This is a genomic window from Pseudomonas sp. LBUM1645 (assembly GCF_059716185.1).
The window spans coordinates 4917427-4935000 of the sequence record NZ_CP166811.1 but is presented as its reverse complement, the minus strand read 5'-3'; the positions used below and the strand labels follow the sequence as shown (position 1 = coordinate 4935000).

Here is a 17574-nt window from a genome sequence, read left to right as displayed (position 1 = left end):
AAGTCCAAGGTTCCGAACTCGGCTATCATGCGCCGGTTTTCGTGACAGGCTTTGCTTCAACGCAAGTCTGGGCATCGCGCAGTGGTTGAATTTCTCGCCATCTGCCCAGGAGTAAGAATGAACACCCTCTTTATGCATTGCCGGCCGGGCTTCGAAAGCGAAGTCTGTTCCGAGATTTCCGAACACGCCGCGCGGCTGAACGTGGCCGGTTATGCCAAGGCCAAGACCGCCAGCGCCTGCGCCGAATTCATTTGCACCGAAGAAGACGGCGCCGAGCGTCTGATGCGTGGCCAGCGTTTCGCCGATCTGATCTTCCCGCGCCAATGGGCTCGCGGGATCTTCATCGATCTGCCGGAAACCGACCGCATCAGTGTGATCCTTGCCCACATGGCAGACTTCCCGCTGTGCGGCAGCCTGTGGCTGGAAATGGTCGACACCAACGATGGCAAGGAACTGTCGAACTTCTGCAAGAAGTTCGAAGGTCACCTGCGCAAGGCGCTGATGGCCGCTGGCAAACTGGTTGAAGATGCCCACAAACCGCGTCTGCTGCTGACCTTCAAAAGTGGCCGCGAAGTGTTCATGGGGCTGGCCGAGTCGAACAACTCGGCGATGTGGCCGATGGGCATTCCGCGGCTGAAGTTTCCGCGTGAGGCGCCGAGCCGTTCGACGCTGAAACTGGAGGAGGCGTGGCACCATTTCATCCCTCGCGATCAGTGGGATGAGCGTCTGCACAGCGACATGACTGGCGTCGACCTTGGCGCTGCTCCCGGCGGCTGGACCTGGCAACTGGTCAACCGCGGCATGCTGGTGACGGCGATCGACAACGGCCCGATGGCCGAAAGCCTGATGGACACTGGTCTGGTGCAACACTTGATGGCTGACGGTTTCACCTTCAAGCCCAAGCAACCGGTGGACTGGATGGTCTGCGACATCGTCGAGAAACCGGCGCGCAACGCCGCGATGCTGGAAGAATGGATTGGCGAGGGGCATTGCCGCGAAGCGGTGGTCAACCTCAAACTGCCGATGAAACAGCGTTACGCCGAAGTGAAGCGCTTGCTGGAGCGCATTGCCGACGGGTTCAAGGAACGCGGCATTCGGGTCGAGATCGGCTGCAAGCAGCTTTATCACGACCGTGAAGAAGTGACCTGCCACCTGCGCCGACTCGACGTAAAGAAACCGAAATCCCGCTGATGCGCACGGACCCCTGTGGGAGCGAGCTTGCTCGCGATGAGGCCATCACATTCAACATCTTTGTTGACTGATACACCGCTATCGCAAGCAAGCTCGCTCCCACAGGGGACGGCGTTATGCCACAGATGGCCGAACACCCGGTAATGCGCGACAATGCCGGCAAGTTTCAGGAGTGAATCATGAGTGAAATGATTGATACGCCGGTTGACGGCACCCTCGACGCCACCGGCCTCAACTGCCCGGAACCGGTGATGATGCTGCACCAGCACATTCGTGACCTGGTGCCCGGCGGCCTGCTCAAGGTGATTGCCACCGACCCGTCGACCCGTCGCGACATTCCCAAGTTCTGCGTGTTTCTCGACCACGAACTGGTGGCGCAGCACGAAGAGGCAGGCACCTACCTCTACTGGATCCGCAAGAAACTCGCTTAACCCGCCGACTGACTGATGCGGATCCGCTTGCGTGCACTGCGCGTCAGGCGGATCGACAGCATCAGCGCCGCGCAACTCAAGCCCACGATCAAACCCTGCCACAGCCCGCTCGGGCCGCTCGGCGCGCCGAACCAATCGGTCAGGCCCAGTGCGTAACCCACCGGCAAACCAATCCCCCAGTAAGCGAACAGCGTCAGGATCATCGTCACCCGAGTGTCCTGATAGCCGCGCAACGCGCCGGCAGCCGTCACCTGGATCGCATCGGAAAACTGGAACAGCGCCGAATAAACAATCAGCATCGCAGCGACATGAATCACCGTCGGATCAGCCGTGTAGATCGTTGCGATGTGTTCACGCAGCAACAGCATCATGCTCGCGGAAATGCACGCATAGGCCAGCGCCGTGCCCATGCCGACACCGGCGGCGAAGCGTGCTTCACGCGGTTCCTGACGGCCGAGCGCCTGGCCAACCCGCACGGTCACGGCCATGCCGAGGGAGTAGGGGATCATGAACACCAGCGAGCTGAAGTTCAGCGCGATCTGGTGCCCGGCCACTACCGTCGCGCCGAGGCTGCCGATCAGCAGCGCAATGACAGCGAAGATGCTCGACTCGGCGAACACCGCGATGCCGATCGGCAGGCCGATGCCCAGCAGGCGCTTGATCACCGACCACTGCGGCCAGTCGAAACGGCTGAACAACTGACTCGACTGATACGCCGGCGCCCAGCGCTCCCACCCGGCCATGCCCAGAGCCATCACCCACATCACGATCGCCGTGGCCCAACCGCAACCGACACCGCCCATGGCAGGCACACCAAAGTGGCCATAGATGAAGACGTAGTTCAGCGGAATGTTCAGCGCCAGCCCGCACAGGCCCAACACCATGGCCGGACGCGTGCGTCCCAGGCCGTCACTGAAACAGCGCAGCACATGGTAGAACGCGACGGCGGGCAACCCGCTGGCGATGCCATGCAGGTATTGCATGCACGGGCCGATCAGTTCGGGATCGACCTTCATGATGTGCAGAATCGGTTCGGCGCTGAACAACATGCCGGTCGCCATCAAACCCACCACCAATGCCAGCCACAGTGCCTGGCGCACGATCGGGCCGATTTCGCTGTGGGTGCCGGCGCCGAAACGCTGCGCGACTTTCGGGGTAGTGGCCAGCAGCGTGCCGGTCATCAACAGAAACACCGGCACCCAGATCGAGTTGCCCAGCGCCACGGCCGCCAAGTCACGCGGCCCGACCCGACCCGCCATCACTGCATCGACGAAGCCCATGGCGGTGGTCGCCAGTTGCGCGATCATGATCGGCAAGGCCAGGCCGAGCAGGTTTTTCAGCTCCAGGCGAACCCGGGCCGGACGGGTGAGGGAAATAGCTGCGGGGCGGTCAGTCACGGAATTCAAAGGCGAAACGTCCAAAGATGTTGATGCGCAAGGCGGCGCATTCTACGCCCTGACGCAGTGGTCAGGAAAAGTCCTGTGTTAGCGATTTGTAATCGACGTCTAGTGGTGTTCGAGATCCCCTGTGGCGAGGGGATTTATCCCCGTTGGGCTGCGAAGCAGTCCCAGAACCTGTGCACGCGGTGTGTCTGTAATAACGTGGATTCAGGAATAGGGGCCGCTGCGCGACCCAACGGGGATAAATCCCCTCGCCACAGGACCATGGTGATCCTTAATGCTTGCTGGCCCACTACGGCCATCTCCGCCTACACTGCCGATCCGCCAAAGGAGCCTGCCATGCTGATTGTTGCCGACGAAAATATCCCGCTGCTCGATGCCTTCTTCGAAGGTTTCGGTGAAATCCGCCGGGTGCCGGGACGTTCCATTGACCGCGCCACCGTCGAACAGGCCGATGTGCTGCTGGTGCGCTCGGTGACCAACGTTAACCGCGCGTTGCTCGAAGGCAGCAAGGTACGCTTTGTCGGCACCTGCACCATCGGCACCGATCACCTGGATCTGGATTACTTTCAGCGGGCCGGCATCACCTGGTCCAGCGCGCCCGGCTGCAACGCCCGGGGCGTGGTCGACTACGTGCTCGGCAGTCTGCTGACCCTGGCCGAAATCGAAGGCGCCGACCTGACTCAACGCACCTACGGCGTCGTCGGTGCCGGTGAAGTGGGCGGCCGCTTGGTCAAGGTTCTGCAAGGTCTGGGCTGGAACGTGCTGGTTTGCGATCCGCCAAGGCAAGCCGCTGAAGGTGGCGATTACGTCAGCCTCGAACAGATCATCGAGCAGTGCGATGTCATCAGCCTGCACACGCCGTTGAAGAAACACGGCGCCCAGTCGACCTGGCATCTGTTCGATAAAAACCGTTTGAACCAGCTCAAACCCGGCACCTGGCTGATCAACGCCAGTCGTGGCCCGGTGGTGGACAACGCCGCGCTGCGCCAGGTGCTGCTGCAACGCGAGGACCTGCAAGCAGTGCTGGATGTCTGGGAAGGTGAGCCCGAGGTCGATGTGGCACTGGCCGAACTCTGCGTGCTGGCGACGCCGCACATTGCCGGTTACAGCCTCGACGGCAGACAGCGTGGCACCGCGCAGATTTATCAGGCGTATTGCGATTTTCTCGGGCAACCGGCCCAGATCAGCTTGAACGATTTGCTGCCCGCACCCTGGTTGTCGCAAGTGACCTTGAACGCTAACAGCGATCCGGCCTGGTCGCTGGCCATGTTGTGCCGTGGCGTGTACGACCCGCGCCGCGACGATGCGGATTTCCGTCGCAGCCTTGTAGGCAATGTGAATGAGCAGCGTGCAGCGTTCGATTCACTGCGCAAGCATTATCCGTTGCGGCGTGAGATTGATGGGTTGCAGGTGCGCATTGATGGAGATTCGCCTGAGTTGCAGAGGATTGTGGCGGCGTTGGGCGCAACAGCAATCTAAAGTCCTGACCAGCCCCCTGTAGGAGCTGCCGCAGGCTGCGATCTTTTGATCTTGCTTGTGATCCTCGGCAATCAAAAGCCAGGATCAAAAGATCGCAGCCTGCGGCAGCTCCTACCCAGTCCATATAAACAGGCACCCATAAAAAACCCGGCCGTCAAAGGCCGGGTCAAGAAGACGGTGGCTATATCACTTTTGTTCGGCAGGCTTGACCAATCGCTTTTCCAGTTCGCGGCAAGCGTCCTGGATCATGCCTTCAGTGATCGGTACTTCGCGCCCATCCTTATCGATAATCGAGCAACCCAGAGACTGGTCTGGCTGCGTGCGGATCACTTCAATCTTGTCTTCGCTGCTGTTTTGCAAGGACATGGCCTGTCTCCTCATCAGGTTGTGTGCTTACTGTAGAACCGCCAGGTGACCGGGCTATGACAACTCCCTACGATCTTTCCAAGGCGGCAACATCAGTCCACCAGAAATAACGCGGTGTTGCCACCCGGACTTTAGACCAATACCGTCTAGGGCATAGGCTTTGCGGTCATATTTAACCTGACTCATTATGATTTACAGCGATCAAGCCCATCGACCGGTGTAGGCTTGATCGCGTCAAACCCTACTGGTTGCGCCATCGAATGATCTCCATCCTGTCGTCCCGTCAACGGCGCGCCATGCGCTTGGCCCTGCGTTTTATCGCGCCTTATCGCTGGCCGGCCGTCGGTGCCTTGCTCGCATTGATCGTCACGGCGGGCATCACCTTGTCCATGGGGCAGGGGATTCGCCTGCTGGTGGATCAGGGTTTCATGACCCAGTCGCCGCATTTGCTCAACCAGTCCATCGGTCTGTTTATGTTGCTGGTGGTCGGGCTGGCGATTGGCACCTTCGCGCGTTTTTACCTGGTCTCATGGATCGGCGAACGCGTCGTCGCGGACATTCGTCGTCAGGTGTTCAATCATCTGATCTACCTGCACCCAGGGTTCTACGAAGACAACCGCAGCTCCGAGATCCAGTCGCGATTGACCGCTGACACCACGCTGCTGCAATCGGTGATCGGCTCTTCGCTGTCGCTGTTTTTGCGCAATCTGTTGATGGTGATCGGCGGGATCGTCCTGCTGTTCATCACCAACCCCAAGCTCACCAGCATCGTGGTGGTCGCGTTGCCGTTGGTGATCGCGCCGATCCTGATCTTCGGCCGTCGGGTGCGTAGCCTGTCGCGCCTGAGCCAGGACCGGATTGCCGATATCGGCAGCTATGTTTCCGAAACCCTGGGCCAGATCAAAACCGTGCAGGCCTACAACCATCAGATCCAGGACGAGCAGCGCTTTGCCGTAACGGTGGAGGAGGCCTTCAACACCGCTCGCAAGCGGATCTTCCAGCGGGCCTGGCTGATTACCCTGGTGATCGTGCTGGTGCTTGGCGCGGTCGGGGTGATGCTCTGGGTCGGCGGAATGGATGTCATCGCCGGGCGGATTTCCGCGGGCGAGCTGGCGGCGTTTGTGTTTTACAGCCTGATTGTCGGCAGCGCATTCGGCACGTTGAGCGAAGTGATCGGCGAACTGCAGCGTGCGGCCGGCGCCGCCGAGCGGATTGCCGAGTTGCTGCGCTCGGAAAACATCATCCGACCACCGACCACTGGCCTGGTGACCTTGCCTGAACGGGTGAAGGGTGACCTGGTGCTGCAAGACGTGCGCTTTTCCTATCCGTCGCGTCCCGAAAGCTATGCGGTCGATGGTTTGAATCTGACGATCAATGCCGGTGAAACCCTCGCGTTGGTCGGGCCGTCCGGTGCCGGCAAGTCGACGGTGTATGACTTGCTGCTGCGCTTTTACGACCCGGCCGAAGGACGCATCCTGCTCGATGGCGTGCCGCTGACTCAACTCGATCCGTTGGACCTGCGCCGCTGCTTCGCCCTGGTCTCGCAATCCCCGGCGCTGTTCTTTGGCAGCATCGAAGAGAACATCCGCTACGGCAATCCGACGGCAACCCTGGCCCAGGTTCAGGAAGCGGCGAAAATCGCTTATGCCCACGACTTCATCGAACAAATGCCCAGCGGCTACCAGACCCATCTTGGCGACGGTGGCCTCGGTTTGTCCGGCGGTCAACGCCAACGCCTGGCCATCGCCCGGGCATTGCTGGTGGACGCGCCGATCCTGCTGCTGGACGAAGCCACCAGCGCCCTCGACGCCCATAGCGAACACCTGATCCAGCAAGCCCTGCCAAGCCTGATGAAAAACCGCACCACGCTGGTCATCGCCCACCGGCTGGCCACGGTGAAAAACGCTGACCGGATCGCGGTGATGGACCAAGGGAAACTGGTGGCGGTGGGGACGCATCAGGAATTGATTGCGAGCAACGCGTTGTATGCGCGGTTGGCGGCGTTGCAGTTTAACGATGGACATGAGGCCGCGTGAATGAGTGCTGCTGAATGCTGCCGGGGTCGGGCATTATGTCGGCCACAGTTGCGAGCCTGGAAAAGGATATGAGCCGTTATCAACCTCCGTTGACCTTGACCACCAAAATGCTGGCGTTGGTCGCCGAGATCAGTGAGCAGATCGGTCAGCTTTCGGCTGTGGATGATCGTCGGCAGACGCCTCAACTGCGTCGCAGCAATAGGATTCGTACGATTCAGGCTTCTCTAGCGATTGAGAACAACACCCTGAGCATCGAGCAGGTGACGGCTGTTCTGGCGGGGCAGCATGTGCTTGGTCTACCGCGAGAAATCCAGGAAGTGCGCAACGCTTTTGCGGCTTATGAAGCTATGCCGGAGTGGCAGCCGAGTCGCCGAGCTGACTTGCTTTTTGCCCATGAGTTGCTGATGGGGGGATTGATTGACGACTGCGGGCAGTTTCGTCGAGCCGGTGTGGGCATTTACCGTGGCGATAAACTGGTCCATATGGCCCCGCCGCCGAGTCGCGTTGCGCAATTGATTGAAGACTTGCTGGCGTGGCTTGGTGCTTCTGATTGGCATCCGCTGATCATTAGTTGCGTCTTCCATTACGAATTCGAGTTTATCCATCCCTTCGCCGACGGCAATGGACGCATGGGGCGTCTTTGGCAGACTTTGATACTCAGTCAATGGCGACCGTTGTTGGCTTATTTGCCTGTCGAAGCGGTCATTCGAGAGCAGCAGGACGCTTATTACGCGGCATTGTCGGCGGCCGATCAGTTGGCTGAGTCGACGCCTTTTGTCGAGTTCATGCTGCAAGCATTGAGTCTCGCGCTTGAGGAAGCGGCCCTTAGTGAATCAGTAACCGACCCAGTAACCGACCTGGTAAGCGACCCAGTAGGGAAATTGCTTTCAGCGCTCCATGTTAACGGTCCACTTAAAATCAGCGACTTAATGACTGAGCTCGGTTTGGCTCACAAGGCGACCTTTCGGGCTAACTACCTCAGGCCGGCATTGGCTGCCGATTTGATTGAAATGACCAATCCCGAGTCGCCAAGCAGCCCAGCTCAAAAATATCGTCTGACCCCGCATGGCAAACGGATTGCCGCACGGCTCAAGTCTGCGTAGACGTTCTGGGCGCGAATAAAAAATGCCCGCATCAATCGATGCGGGCATTTTTGTCAGCGCTTCAGAGCAGGCTCATTGATCGTCAAAGTAGCGCTCATGCCAATCCACCAGCGGTTGCGGTGAGTTGAGCTTCTGGCCGTAGATCACCGAGTACGACAGCACGTTTTGCACGTACTGGCGGGTTTCGTCGAACGGGATGCTTTCCACCCAGACGTCGAAGCTCAGGTGGTCCGCACCGCGCAGCCATTGACGCACGCGGCCGGGGCCGGCGTTGTAGGCGGCGGAGGCGAGGACGCGGTTGCCGTTGAACTGGCTGTGGACCTGGCTCAGGTAAGCGGCGCCGAGCTGGATGTTCTTGTCCGGATCGAACACTTGCTGCGGCGAGGCCAGTGGAATGCTGAATTTGCGCGCAGTTTCCTTGGCGGTGCCGGGCATCAGTTGCATCAGGCCGCTGGCGCCGACGCCGGAACGGGCGTCGGCCATGAAGGCACTTTCCTGGCGAGTGATGGCGAACACCCAGCTCGAGTGCAGGCCGCGAACCTTGGCTTCGCGCACCAGGGTTTCGCGGTGGGCCATCGGGAAGCGGATGTCCAGGTCGTCCCAGTATTGCGCCTGACTGATGGTGCGGATCGCCGGGAAATACCATTTCAGATCGTAGGCCAGTTTCGCCTGGGCGACCATTTCGTCGCGGCTGAAGTGGCGGCTGACGTGGTACCACTCGCGGCGACCATCGACGATCTGTCCGCGAGCGTGAAACTCGAGCGCCCGACGCACGCCTGGGGTATTGCGGACCTTGTTGATCAGCGCTTGGCTGAGCACCAGCGGTTTGTTGTTCAGCGAGTAGGGCAACTGCGAGCGATCCGCCGCGAGGAAGCCGTAAAAATCACGCTCGCGGGCGAGGCCCTTATACAGCGTCTGCGCTTCCGGGTTCTGCGGCTGCGCCAGTTCCAGGCTGCGGGCCTGCCAATAGCGCCAGCGGTTGGTGGTCGCCAGATCCTGCGGCAAACGGCGAGTCAATTGATAGGCATCGTCCCAGCGGGCAAGGCGCAGCAGCAGACGCAAGCGCCATTCGGAAACCGTGTTGTCACGCAGTTCCGGGTCGTACTTGGTCATCACGTCCAGCGCGCGAGGGTCGAAGCGGCGGGCGAGGGTCAGGCCAATTTCACGGGCGATGGCCACTTTCTCATCACGGGAGAAGTGCATGCTGCTGGCGTAACCGTCGAGCAGCTCCATGGCCTTGTCCGGGTCTTGCTTGGCCAGGCGGCGCAGACCAAGGCTGACCACGTCAGACATCGGCTCATCGGCCGGGGTGAAGCGTGAAGGCTGGTTGAGCAGTTCGGGTTTCTGCGCCACATCCACCAGCAAGCGGCCGCGAGGGGCGAGGGTGGTCAGGCCGTTGACCAGGCTGTTGGCCAACGGATAGTTGCGTGCCTGGGCGGCAAGTTTGGTGCGCTCCCAGCGTTTCTGCTCGGTCAACTGGCCTTCGGCAGCCCATTGCCCGAACAGTGCATCGCACGCGGCGGGTTGGGATTTGCCGGTCAGCCAGAGTTTATTGGCGTTGGCGTAACCTTCGGCTTTCTGGTTATGCCCGATCTGATACTGAGCGTTCAGGCAGTCCAGTTCGGTGAAATTGAGCTTGGGGTCGTAGTACTTGACGAAGGTCGCCCAGTCGCCACGTTCGGCCAGCCAACGCAACCAGCGTAACTTCATCCAGTTGGCCTGGGGCAGGTCACCGTGCTCGGCGAGGAATTTCTCGATTTCGGCATTGCTCGCGGTTTTAAGGCGAGCGGTCAGCTCGTCATACGCCAGGTACGGCTCCAGCGGGTAATCGCTGAGGGCCTGGCTGTAACGGAAATAAGGGCCGGTATCCCCCTTGGCGAGGGCACGCTTGGCTTCATCGTAATACTGGCGTTGGGTGGACAGGTCCACCGCCTGGGCGGTTTGAACGGCAGTGGCAGAAAGAAGAAAACAGGATAAAAGACTGAAAAGGCGACTGCGCATGAGACGTCCGGGCAGAGAAATCATGACAAGTGCGGGCATGGCCCGCACTGAATTGTCTGTAGCTTAGCCTTTTGCCAGCAACGGGCGAAAGCTTTGCCGGCCTGTCAGCATCAGTTCGCAACATTTGTCATGCAGAGTGTCGCGAAGGTGAAATTGCCGGCCTTCTGAAGCCTCAAGTCAGGTAGAATGCGCGCCCGGTTTTTGGAGAAGCTCATGACCCTGCTCAAATTCAGCGATGTGTCCCTTGCTTTCGGCGCTATGCCGTTGTTGGACAAGGTGTCCTGGCAGATCGCCCGTGGTGAGCGGGTGTGCATCATCGGCCGCAATGGCACTGGCAAGTCCAGCATGATGAAGCTCGTCAAGGGCGACCAGAAGCCTGATGAAGGCTCCGTTTGGCGCGCACCTGGCCTCAAGATTGGCGAATTGCCGCAAGAATTGCCGGTAGCCGACGAGCGGACCGTGTTCGACGTGGTGGCCGAAGGCCTGGACGGTGTCGGCGAGCTGCTCGCGCAGTATCACCACCTCAGCCAGAACATCGTCACCGACGCCGACCTGGACAAGTTGATGCACGTCCAGCACGACCTCGAAGCCCGTGACGGCTGGCGTTTGCAGCAATTGGTCGACAGCACGTTGAGCCGTCTGCAGTTGCCGGCCGACAAGACCCTCGCCGAATTGTCCGGCGGCTGGCGTCGTCGCGTCCTGCTGGCTCAGGCTCTGGTTTCCGAACCCGATCTGTTGCTGCTCGACGAACCGACCAACCACTTGGACATTGGTGCAATTGCCTGGCTCGAAGAAGCGCTGAAGGATTTCCAGGGCGCTGTGCTGTTCATCACGCACGACCGTTCATTCCTGCAGAACCTCGCGACCCGCATTCTCGAACTGGATCGCGGTGGCCTGATCGACTGGAACGGCGACTACGCCAGTTTCCTCGTGCACAAAGAAGCCTCGCTGGCCGCTGAAGACACCGCCAACGCGCTGTTCGACAAAAAACTGGCCCAGGAAGAAGTCTGGATCCGCCAGGGCATCAAGGCTCGTCGCACCCGTAACGAAGGCCGCGTCCGCGCACTGAAAGCCCTGCGCAACGAGCGTAGCGAGCGTCGTGAGCGCACCGGCAAGGCCAACATTCAGCTGGATACCGCTGACAAGTCCGGCAAGCAGGTCATGGTCCTCGATAACGTGAGCTTTGCTCACCCGGGCGGCCCGTTCCTGATCAAGGATTTCTCGATGGTCCTGACGCGCGGCGACCGTATCGGTCTGCTGGGCGCCAACGGTACCGGCAAGACCACACTGCTGAAGCTGATGCTCAACGGTCTGCAGCCAACCAGTGGCACAGTGGAAGAGGGGACGCGCATCGACGTGGCCTACTTCGACCAGTTGCGCCATCAGCTGGACCTGGAAAAGACCGTAATTGACAACGTTGCGGAAGGTCGCGACTTCATCGATATCGATGGTCAGAGCCGTCACGTGCTGAGCTACCTCGGCGACTTCCTGTTCAGCCCGCAGCGTGCCCGCACGCCGGTGAAGGCGCTGTCGGGTGGTGAGCGTGCGCGTCTGTTGCTGGCGAAACTGTTCAGCAAACCGGCGAACCTGCTGGTCCTCGACGAACCGACCAACGACCTCGACGTCGAAACCCTCGAGTTGCTGGAAGAGGTCTTGCTGACCTTCAACGGCACCGTGCTGATGGTCAGCCACGACCGGGCATTCCTCGACAACGTGGTCACCAGCACCCTGGTCTTCGAAGGTGAAGGCAAGGTTCGCGAATACGTCGGTGGTTATCAGGACTGGCTGCGTCAGGGCGGCTCGCCGCGCCTGCTGGGCGTGACCGAGAGCAAGTCCGGCAAAGCCGACCTGACCTCCGCTGTCGTGACGGCTGAAGCTGCGCCAGTCGCTGCTGTAGTCGAAGCGCCAGTGGCGAAGAAGAAGCTCAGCTACAAGTTGCAGCGTGAGCTGGAAATGTTGCCGGGCCAGATCGAGGCCATGGAACAGCAGATCGTTACCGTTGAGGCGCAAATGGCCGATGCCGGTTTCTATCAGCGTCCTGCTGCCGAGACCGCTGCAGTAATCGCTCAGTTGGAGCAGTTGCAGGCTGAGCTCGAAGTAATGGTCGAGCGCTGGGCCGAGCTGGATGCCTGATTGATCCTGCTATAAAAAAGCCCGGCGTTCAGTGATGAGCGCCGGGCTTTTCGTATGGAATGCGATTTTTGAGGCTGGACGGGCTCAATGTGGGAGCGAGCTTGCTCGCGATGACGGACTGACAGTCGACAATGGTGTTGAATGTTAGATCGCTATCGCGAGCAAGCTCGCTCCCACAGGGTTGCGAGTATTAGCTTTTGATCAGGCGCACCGCGAGCACATCACAGGGCGCACCATGTAGCACGTCATTGGCAGTCGAGCCCAGCAGCAATGCCAGGCCGTGTCGGCCATGGCTGCCCACCACGATCAGGTCGCAGGTTTGTTCCTTGGCCAGGTGGTGGATCTCCTGGCGTGGCTGGCCGTAGGTCAGGTGGCTGTATTCCTTGGAGAGTTCCGGATACTTCACGATCAGCCGGTCAAGGCGTTCCTTGGCCTGATCGAACTGCTGTTGTTGCAGTTGTGACAGGTCCATGGGGACATCGCCACCAAAGGCCATGGCCATTGGCTCGACAATATGCACCAGGGACAGCTTCGCCCCGTTGCTCACCGACAGTTCGCGAGCGCGGTGGATTACAGGATCGCACTCTTCGGTTAGATCTACAGCGACCAGAATGTGGTTGTAGGGCATGAGGTGCTCCTCCTGAGGGTTGCAATATTGGTAAGTATGGCTGGTTTCAAGCGCATTGTTTTCAAAGTGACTCAATGCGCTCATCAAGAATCGGGAGTACAGATATGACGGTCTGGATAGTGGTGTCAATCCTGTTGGTGGTACTGAGTCCGCTGGCATGGTTGCGGCCGTCGCGCCACCAGAGCGGCCGCATGGCCCTGCGCATGGAGGCGCGACGCATCGGATTGGCGATGCAGCTGGCGCCTCAGGACTGGCCGCACTGGCTGAGCAAGGAGCCGCCGAGCCCTTGCGCCCAGTACCATCGACCGCGGCGTGGCAATCGACCGGCGTGCTGGAGTTACTGGCAAAAAGCGCCGGGTGTGTGGGTCAATCGGTGGCAGGAGGTTTGCGAGGAACCGGCGTTGTTAATTCATTTCGAAAAGTTGCCAGACAACGTTTACAAGGTCGAAGCAGACAAGCAAATGATCACGTTGTATTGGGGCGAGAAGGGCGAAGCGACAGTTTTGCAGGATATTGATGCAGTGCTGAAGGCGCTGGCATAAATCGCGGAAATTTCGCGCCGCAATGGCGCGAAACGTCCGACAGACAGGCAATAAAAAGCCCGACATCATCATCGGGCTGGAGTTGGCCAGGCAGGCCGGTAATTCTGTGTGGCGCTGATCTTACGCTGGGCATTCGCCCAAAGGCGTTCATGTTTTTTCCTCAAGGTCCCGCCAGCGTAGCTTGTTAAACATAGGCTGCAGCGAATTAGGGCGACTTTTCTAACTATTGATCCTATGAATGGCCTCACATGCAGCCGCGTGTTGCAGGTCTTCGTGTTACGGAAATGACCGGAAAGTCGCGTTTCAACCCGTATTTTGGGCGATTGACAATTGTCGGAAATTCCGTGAAGGTGACGTACCCAAATCAAACGGGCGTATGAATTGAGCGTTTGTATTACAAACCGCTCCTACAGAATCCCGACTATCGCGTTGGCGGGTGTGCCGGGTGGATGGGCGTAGCATTGACGATAACCGTCCCTGCCGAGCCATTCGCCTGCGTCCGGCGTGTACTGTTCAGCTTCCATATCGTGGAGATCAGTTGATGATTTACGAAGGTAAAGCCATCACGGTTAAGGCTCTTGAAAGTGGCATCGTCGAATTGAAATTCGACCTCAAGGGTGAGTCCGTCAACAAGTTCAACCGTCTAACCCTGAACGAACTGCGTCAGGCCGTAGACACCATCAAGGCAGATGCTTCGATCAAGGGTGTGATCGTCAGCAGTGGCAAGGACGTGTTCATCGTCGGCGCCGACATCACCGAATTTGTCGAAAACTTCAAGCTGCCTGATGCAGAGCTTGTTGCTGGCAACCTGGAAGCCAACAAGATTTTCAGCGATTTCGAAGACCTCAACGTCCCGACTGTCGCCGCGATCAACGGTATCGCCCTGGGTGGCGGTCTGGAAATGTGCCTGGCGGCGGACTACCGCGTCATGTCCACCAAGGCCAAGATCGGTCTGCCGGAAGTCAAACTGGGCATCTACCCGGGCTTCGGCGGTACCGTGCGCCTGCCGCGCATCATCGGTGCCGACAACGCCATCGAATGGATTGCCGCCGGCAAGGAAAACCGTCCTGACGACGCGCTGAAAGTCGGCGCAGTCGACGCAGTGGTTGCCCCTGAGAAACTGCAGGAAGCTGCCTTGGAGCTGATCAAGCGCGCCATCTCCGGCGAGTTCGACTACAAGGCCAAGCGTCAGCCGAAGCTCGAAAAACTCAAGCTCAACGCCATCGAACAAATGATGTCGTTCGAAACCGCCAAGGGTTTCGTGGCCGGTCAAGCTGGCCCGAACTACCCGGCGCCGGTTGAAGCGATCAAAACTATCCAGAAAGCCGCGAACTTCGGTCGCGACAAGGCGCTGGAAGTCGAAGCCAACGGTTTCGTCAAACTGGCCAAGACCTCTGCCGCGCAGAGCTTGATCGGTCTGTTCCTGAACGATCAGGAGCTGAAGAAAAAGGCCAAGGCCTACGACGAAATCGCCAAGGACGTGAAGCAGGCTGCCGTATTGGGCGCTGGCATCATGGGTGGCGGTATCGCTTATCAGTCGGCCTCCAAAGGTACGCCGATCCTGATGAAAGACATCAACGAGCACGGCATCGAGCAAGGTCTGGCTGAAGCCGCCAAGCTGCTGGTGGGCCGCGTTGATAAAGGTCGCATGACCCCGGCGAAAATGGCCGAAGTACTCAATGGCATTCGTCCGACCCTGTCCTACGGTGATTTTGGTCACGTTGATCTGGTGGTTGAAGCGGTCGTCGAGAACCCTAAGGTCAAGCAAGCCGTTCTGGCTGAAGTCGAAGACAAGGTCAAAGAGGACACCATCCTCGCGTCCAACACTTCGACCATTTCCATCACCTTGCTGGCCAAAGCCCTCAAGCGTCCGGAAAACTTCGTCGGCATGCACTTCTTCAACCCGGTGCACATGATGCCGCTGGTAGAAGTGATCCGTGGCGAGAAGTCCAGCGAGCTGGCAGTTGCCACCACCGTTGCCTACGCCAAGAAAATGGGCAAGAACCCGATCGTCGTCAACGACTGCCCGGGCTTCCTGGTCAACCGCGTGCTGTTCCCGTACTTCGGCGGTTTCGCCAAACTGGTCAGCGCCGGTGTGGACTTTGTCCGTATCGACAAGGTCATGGAAAAATTCGGCTGGCCAATGGGCCCGGCATACCTGATGGACGTGGTCGGCATCGACACTGGCCACCACGGTCGTGACGTAATGGCTGAAGGTTTCCCGGATCGCATGAAAGACGACCGTCGTTCGGCCATCGACGTGCTGTACGAAGCCAAGCGCCTGGGCCAGAAGAACGGCAAGGGCTTCTACGCCTACGAGACCGACAAGCGCGGCAAGCAGAAGAAAGTCGCCGATCCGTCGGTACTGGAAGTGCTCAAGCCGATCGTCTTCGAACAGCGTGAAGTCACCGACGAAGACATCATCAACTGGATGATGATCCCGCTGTGCCTGGAAACCGTGCGTTGCCTGGAAGACGGCATTGTCGAAACCGCTGCCGAAGCCGACATGGGTCTGGTCTACGGTATTGGTTTCCCTCCATTCCGTGGCGGTGCGCTGCGCTACATCGATTCGATCGGTGTTGCAGAGTTCGTTGCCCTGGCTGACCAGTACGCTGATTTGGGCGCGCTGTACCACCCGACCGCAAAACTGCGTGAAATGGCCAAAACCGGCCAGCGGTTCTTCGGTTAAGCGCCCCCAACTAGAGTGAGAGTGAATATATGAGCTTGAATCCTAGAGACGTCGTGATTGTCGACTTCGGTCGTACTCCGATGGGCCGCTCCAAGGGCGGCATGCACCGCAACACCCGCGCCGAAGACATGTCGGCGCACCTGATCAGTAAACTGCTGGAACGCAACGTCAAGGTTGATCCGAGCGAAGTCGAAGACGTGATCTGGGGCTGTGTGAACCAGACCCTGGAGCAGGGCTGGAACATCGCCCGCATGGCGTCCCTGATGACTCAGATCCCGCACACCGCTGCCGGCCAGACCGTCAGCCGTCTGTGTGGTTCGTCGATGAGCGCTCTGCACACTGCTGCGCAAGCGATCATGACCGGCAACGGTGACGTGTTCGTGGTTGGCGGCGTCGAGCATATGGGTCACGTGAGCATGATGCACGGTGTCGATCCGAACCCGCACATGTCCCTGTACGCGGCGAAAGCCTCGGGCATGATGGGTTTAACCGCTGAAATGCTGGGTAAAATGCACGGCATTACTCGCGAACAACAGGACGCTTTCGGCGTGCGCTCCCACCAGCTCGCTCACAAGGCGACACTGGAAGGCAAGTTCAAAGACGAAATCATCCCGATGCAGGGCTATGACGAGAACGGTTTCCTGAAACTGTTCGACTACGACGAAACCATTCGTCCGGAAACTACCCTGGAAAGCCTGGCGGCTCTGAAGCCAGCGTTCAACCCTAAGGGCGGCACCGTGACAGCCGGTACTTCGTCGCAAATCACAGATGGTGCTTCGTGCATGATCGTGATGTCGGCGCAGCGTGCACAGGACCTGGGCATTCAGCCTATGGCGGTGATTCGTTCGATGGCGGTGGCAGGTGTAGACCCGGCAATCATGGGCTATGGTCCAGTACCGGCCACACAAAAAGCACTGAAGCGTGCGGGTCTTGGCATTAACGATATCGACTTCTTCGAGCTCAACGAAGCTTTCGCCGCACAGGCCCTGCCAGTGCTGAAAGATTTGAAAGTGCTCGACAAGATGAACGAGAAGGTTAACCTGCACGGCGGCGCCATCGCCCTGGGCCACCCATTTGGTTGCTCCGGTGCGCGTATCTCCGGCACTCTGCTGAACGTGATGAAGCAAAATGGCGGTACCTTCGGGGTAGCCACCATGTGCATTGGTCTCGGCCAAGGCATCTCCACCGTCTTCGAACGCGTTTAAGCGTTCCGTTGACGGAAGCCGGGGCCAAGTGCCCCGGTTTTTGTTTTTCTGAATTTATTTTTTGTTTTTATTTTTAAAAGATTTGAGCGAGGGCCAAACCATGCCGATACAACCTGGGCTCTACCAACATTACAAAGGTCCGCAGTACCGCGTATTCAGTATTGCGCGGCATTCGGAAACCGAAGAAGAAGTGGTCTTCTACCAAGCCCTGTATGGCGATTACGGCTTTTGGGTGCGTCCCTTGAGCATGTTCCTGGAGTCGGTCGAGGTTGACGGCGAACAGGTGCCACGCTTTGCTTTGGTGCAAGCCGAACCGAGCCTTTTTTCCAAGCCATAAGCTGAGTGCGCGCAAGACCCTGCGCTTGAC

At 59.1% G+C, this 17574-nt stretch carries 14 protein-coding genes; 10 read left to right on the top strand and 4 right to left on the bottom strand.

The window, feature by feature from the left end:
* Positions 1-117: 117 nt before the first annotated feature.
* The gene (rlmM, locus tag ACA079_RS22325) at positions 118-1191 is read left to right on the top strand and encodes a 23S rRNA (cytidine(2498)-2'-O)-methyltransferase RlmM (protein ID WP_129442892.1); all 1074 of its coding nucleotides are present in this window, start codon (positions 118-120) and stop codon (positions 1189-1191) included.
* Between the two features lie 179 nt (positions 1192-1370).
* Positions 1371-1622 (top strand): sulfurtransferase TusA, encoded by a 252-nt coding sequence (tusA, locus tag ACA079_RS22320; RefSeq protein ID WP_007907805.1) that lies wholly within the window; start codon positions 1371-1373, stop codon positions 1620-1622.
* On the opposite strand, the gene ACA079_RS22315 is transcribed toward tusA, so the two are convergent.
* Positions 1619-3028 (bottom strand): MATE family efflux transporter, encoded by a 1410-nt coding sequence (locus ACA079_RS22315; protein ID WP_497700974.1) that lies wholly within the window; start codon positions 3026-3028, stop codon positions 1619-1621. The two genes, tusA and ACA079_RS22315, sit on opposite strands and share 4 nt — an antisense overlap.
* A 333-nt stretch (positions 3029-3361) precedes the next feature.
* On the opposite strand from ACA079_RS22315, the gene pdxB reads away from it, so the two are divergent.
* A complete protein-coding gene (gene pdxB / locus ACA079_RS22310; protein WP_497700973.1) occupies positions 3362-4504 on the top strand; it encodes a 4-phosphoerythronate dehydrogenase PdxB in 1143 nt (380 codons plus the stop codon).
* Between the two features lie 186 nt (positions 4505-4690).
* Here pdxB and ACA079_RS22305 read toward each other — a convergent pair whose 3' ends face one another.
* Positions 4691-4870: a PA1571 family protein gene (locus tag ACA079_RS22305; RefSeq protein WP_033061931.1), complete on the bottom strand. Its 180-nt coding sequence runs from the start codon at positions 4868-4870 to the stop codon at positions 4691-4693.
* 260 nt (positions 4871-5130) lie between these two features.
* Between ACA079_RS22305 and ACA079_RS22300 the strand changes: the two genes are divergently transcribed.
* Both ACA079_RS22300 and ACA079_RS22295 read left to right on the top strand, forming a co-directional pair.
* A complete protein-coding gene (locus tag ACA079_RS22300; RefSeq protein WP_497700972.1) occupies positions 5131-6906 on the top strand; it encodes an ABC transporter transmembrane domain-containing protein in 1776 nt (591 codons plus the stop codon).
* Between the two features lie 68 nt (positions 6907-6974).
* Positions 6975-8009: a Fic family protein gene (locus ACA079_RS22295; RefSeq protein ID WP_497700971.1), complete on the top strand. Its 1035-nt coding sequence runs from the start codon at positions 6975-6977 to the stop codon at positions 8007-8009.
* A 72-nt stretch (positions 8010-8081) separates the two neighbouring features.
* Here the strand turns inward: ACA079_RS22295 and ACA079_RS22290 are convergent, their stop codons facing one another.
* Positions 8082-10010 (bottom strand): transglycosylase SLT domain-containing protein, encoded by a 1929-nt coding sequence (locus ACA079_RS22290; RefSeq protein WP_497700970.1) that lies wholly within the window; start codon positions 10008-10010, stop codon positions 8082-8084.
* 213 nt (positions 10011-10223) lie between these two features.
* On the opposite strand from ACA079_RS22290, the gene ACA079_RS22285 reads away from it, so the two are divergent.
* Positions 10224-12143, top strand: a complete 1920-nt coding sequence (locus ACA079_RS22285; protein ID WP_497700969.1) for an ATP-binding cassette domain-containing protein — start codon at positions 10224-10226, stop codon at positions 12141-12143.
* Between the two features lie 190 nt (positions 12144-12333).
* Here ACA079_RS22285 and ACA079_RS22280 read toward each other — a convergent pair whose 3' ends face one another.
* Entirely contained in the window at positions 12334-12771 is a 438-nt protein-coding gene (locus ACA079_RS22280; RefSeq protein WP_008151425.1) for a universal stress protein, read from the bottom strand.
* A 104-nt stretch (positions 12772-12875) separates the two neighbouring features.
* Here ACA079_RS22280 and ACA079_RS22275 point away from each other — a divergent pair, with 104 nt between their 5' ends.
* The 4 genes from ACA079_RS22275 (at position 12876) to ACA079_RS22260 (ending at position 17544) form a co-directional block, all read left to right on the top strand.
* The gene (locus ACA079_RS22275) at positions 12876-13313 is read left to right on the top strand and encodes a hypothetical protein (protein ID WP_497700968.1); all 438 of its coding nucleotides are present in this window, start codon (positions 12876-12878) and stop codon (positions 13311-13313) included.
* A 541-nt stretch (positions 13314-13854) separates the two neighbouring features.
* Complete coding sequence (fadB, locus tag ACA079_RS22270; RefSeq protein ID WP_497700967.1) at positions 13855-16002, top strand: fatty acid oxidation complex subunit alpha FadB; 2148 nt, start codon at positions 13855-13857, stop codon at positions 16000-16002.
* Positions 16003-16031: 29 nt separating this feature from the next.
* Complete coding sequence (fadA, locus tag ACA079_RS22265) at positions 16032-17207, top strand: acetyl-CoA C-acyltransferase FadA (RefSeq protein ID WP_008007076.1); 1176 nt, start codon at positions 16032-16034, stop codon at positions 17205-17207.
* 100 nt (positions 17208-17307) lie between these two features.
* Positions 17308-17544, top strand: a complete 237-nt coding sequence (locus ACA079_RS22260; RefSeq protein ID WP_046047845.1) for a DUF1653 domain-containing protein — start codon at positions 17308-17310, stop codon at positions 17542-17544.
* Positions 17545-17574: the final 30 nt, after the last annotated feature.

Coding starts and splice junctions, on each gene's coding strand:
- ACA079_RS22285 (WP_497700969.1), top strand. CDS start 10,224: ATGACCCTGCTCAAATTCAGCGATGTGTCCCTTGCTTTCGGCGCTATG.
- fadB (WP_497700967.1), top strand. CDS start 13,855: ATGATTTACGAAGGTAAAGCCATCACGGTTAAGGCTCTTGAAAGTGGC.
- ACA079_RS22275 (WP_497700968.1), top strand. CDS start 12,876: ATGACGGTCTGGATAGTGGTGTCAATCCTGTTGGTGGTACTGAGTCCG.
- ACA079_RS22260 (WP_046047845.1), top strand. CDS start 17,308: ATGCCGATACAACCTGGGCTCTACCAACATTACAAAGGTCCGCAGTAC.
- ACA079_RS22290 (WP_497700970.1), bottom strand. CDS start 10,010: ATGCGCAGTCGCCTTTTCAGTCTTTTATCCTGTTTTCTTCTTTCTGCC.
- ACA079_RS22280 (WP_008151425.1), bottom strand. CDS start 12,771: ATGCCCTACAACCACATTCTGGTCGCTGTAGATCTAACCGAAGAGTGC.
- pdxB (WP_497700973.1), top strand. CDS start 3,362: ATGCTGATTGTTGCCGACGAAAATATCCCGCTGCTCGATGCCTTCTTC.
- ACA079_RS22295 (WP_497700971.1), top strand. CDS start 6,975: ATGAGCCGTTATCAACCTCCGTTGACCTTGACCACCAAAATGCTGGCG.
- rlmM (WP_129442892.1), top strand. CDS start 118: ATGAACACCCTCTTTATGCATTGCCGGCCGGGCTTCGAAAGCGAAGTC.
- ACA079_RS22305 (WP_033061931.1), bottom strand. CDS start 4,870: ATGTCCTTGCAAAACAGCAGCGAAGACAAGATTGAAGTGATCCGCACG.
- tusA (WP_007907805.1), top strand. CDS start 1,371: ATGAGTGAAATGATTGATACGCCGGTTGACGGCACCCTCGACGCCACC.
- ACA079_RS22300 (WP_497700972.1), top strand. CDS start 5,131: ATGATCTCCATCCTGTCGTCCCGTCAACGGCGCGCCATGCGCTTGGCC.
- fadA (WP_008007076.1), top strand. CDS start 16,032: ATGAGCTTGAATCCTAGAGACGTCGTGATTGTCGACTTCGGTCGTACT.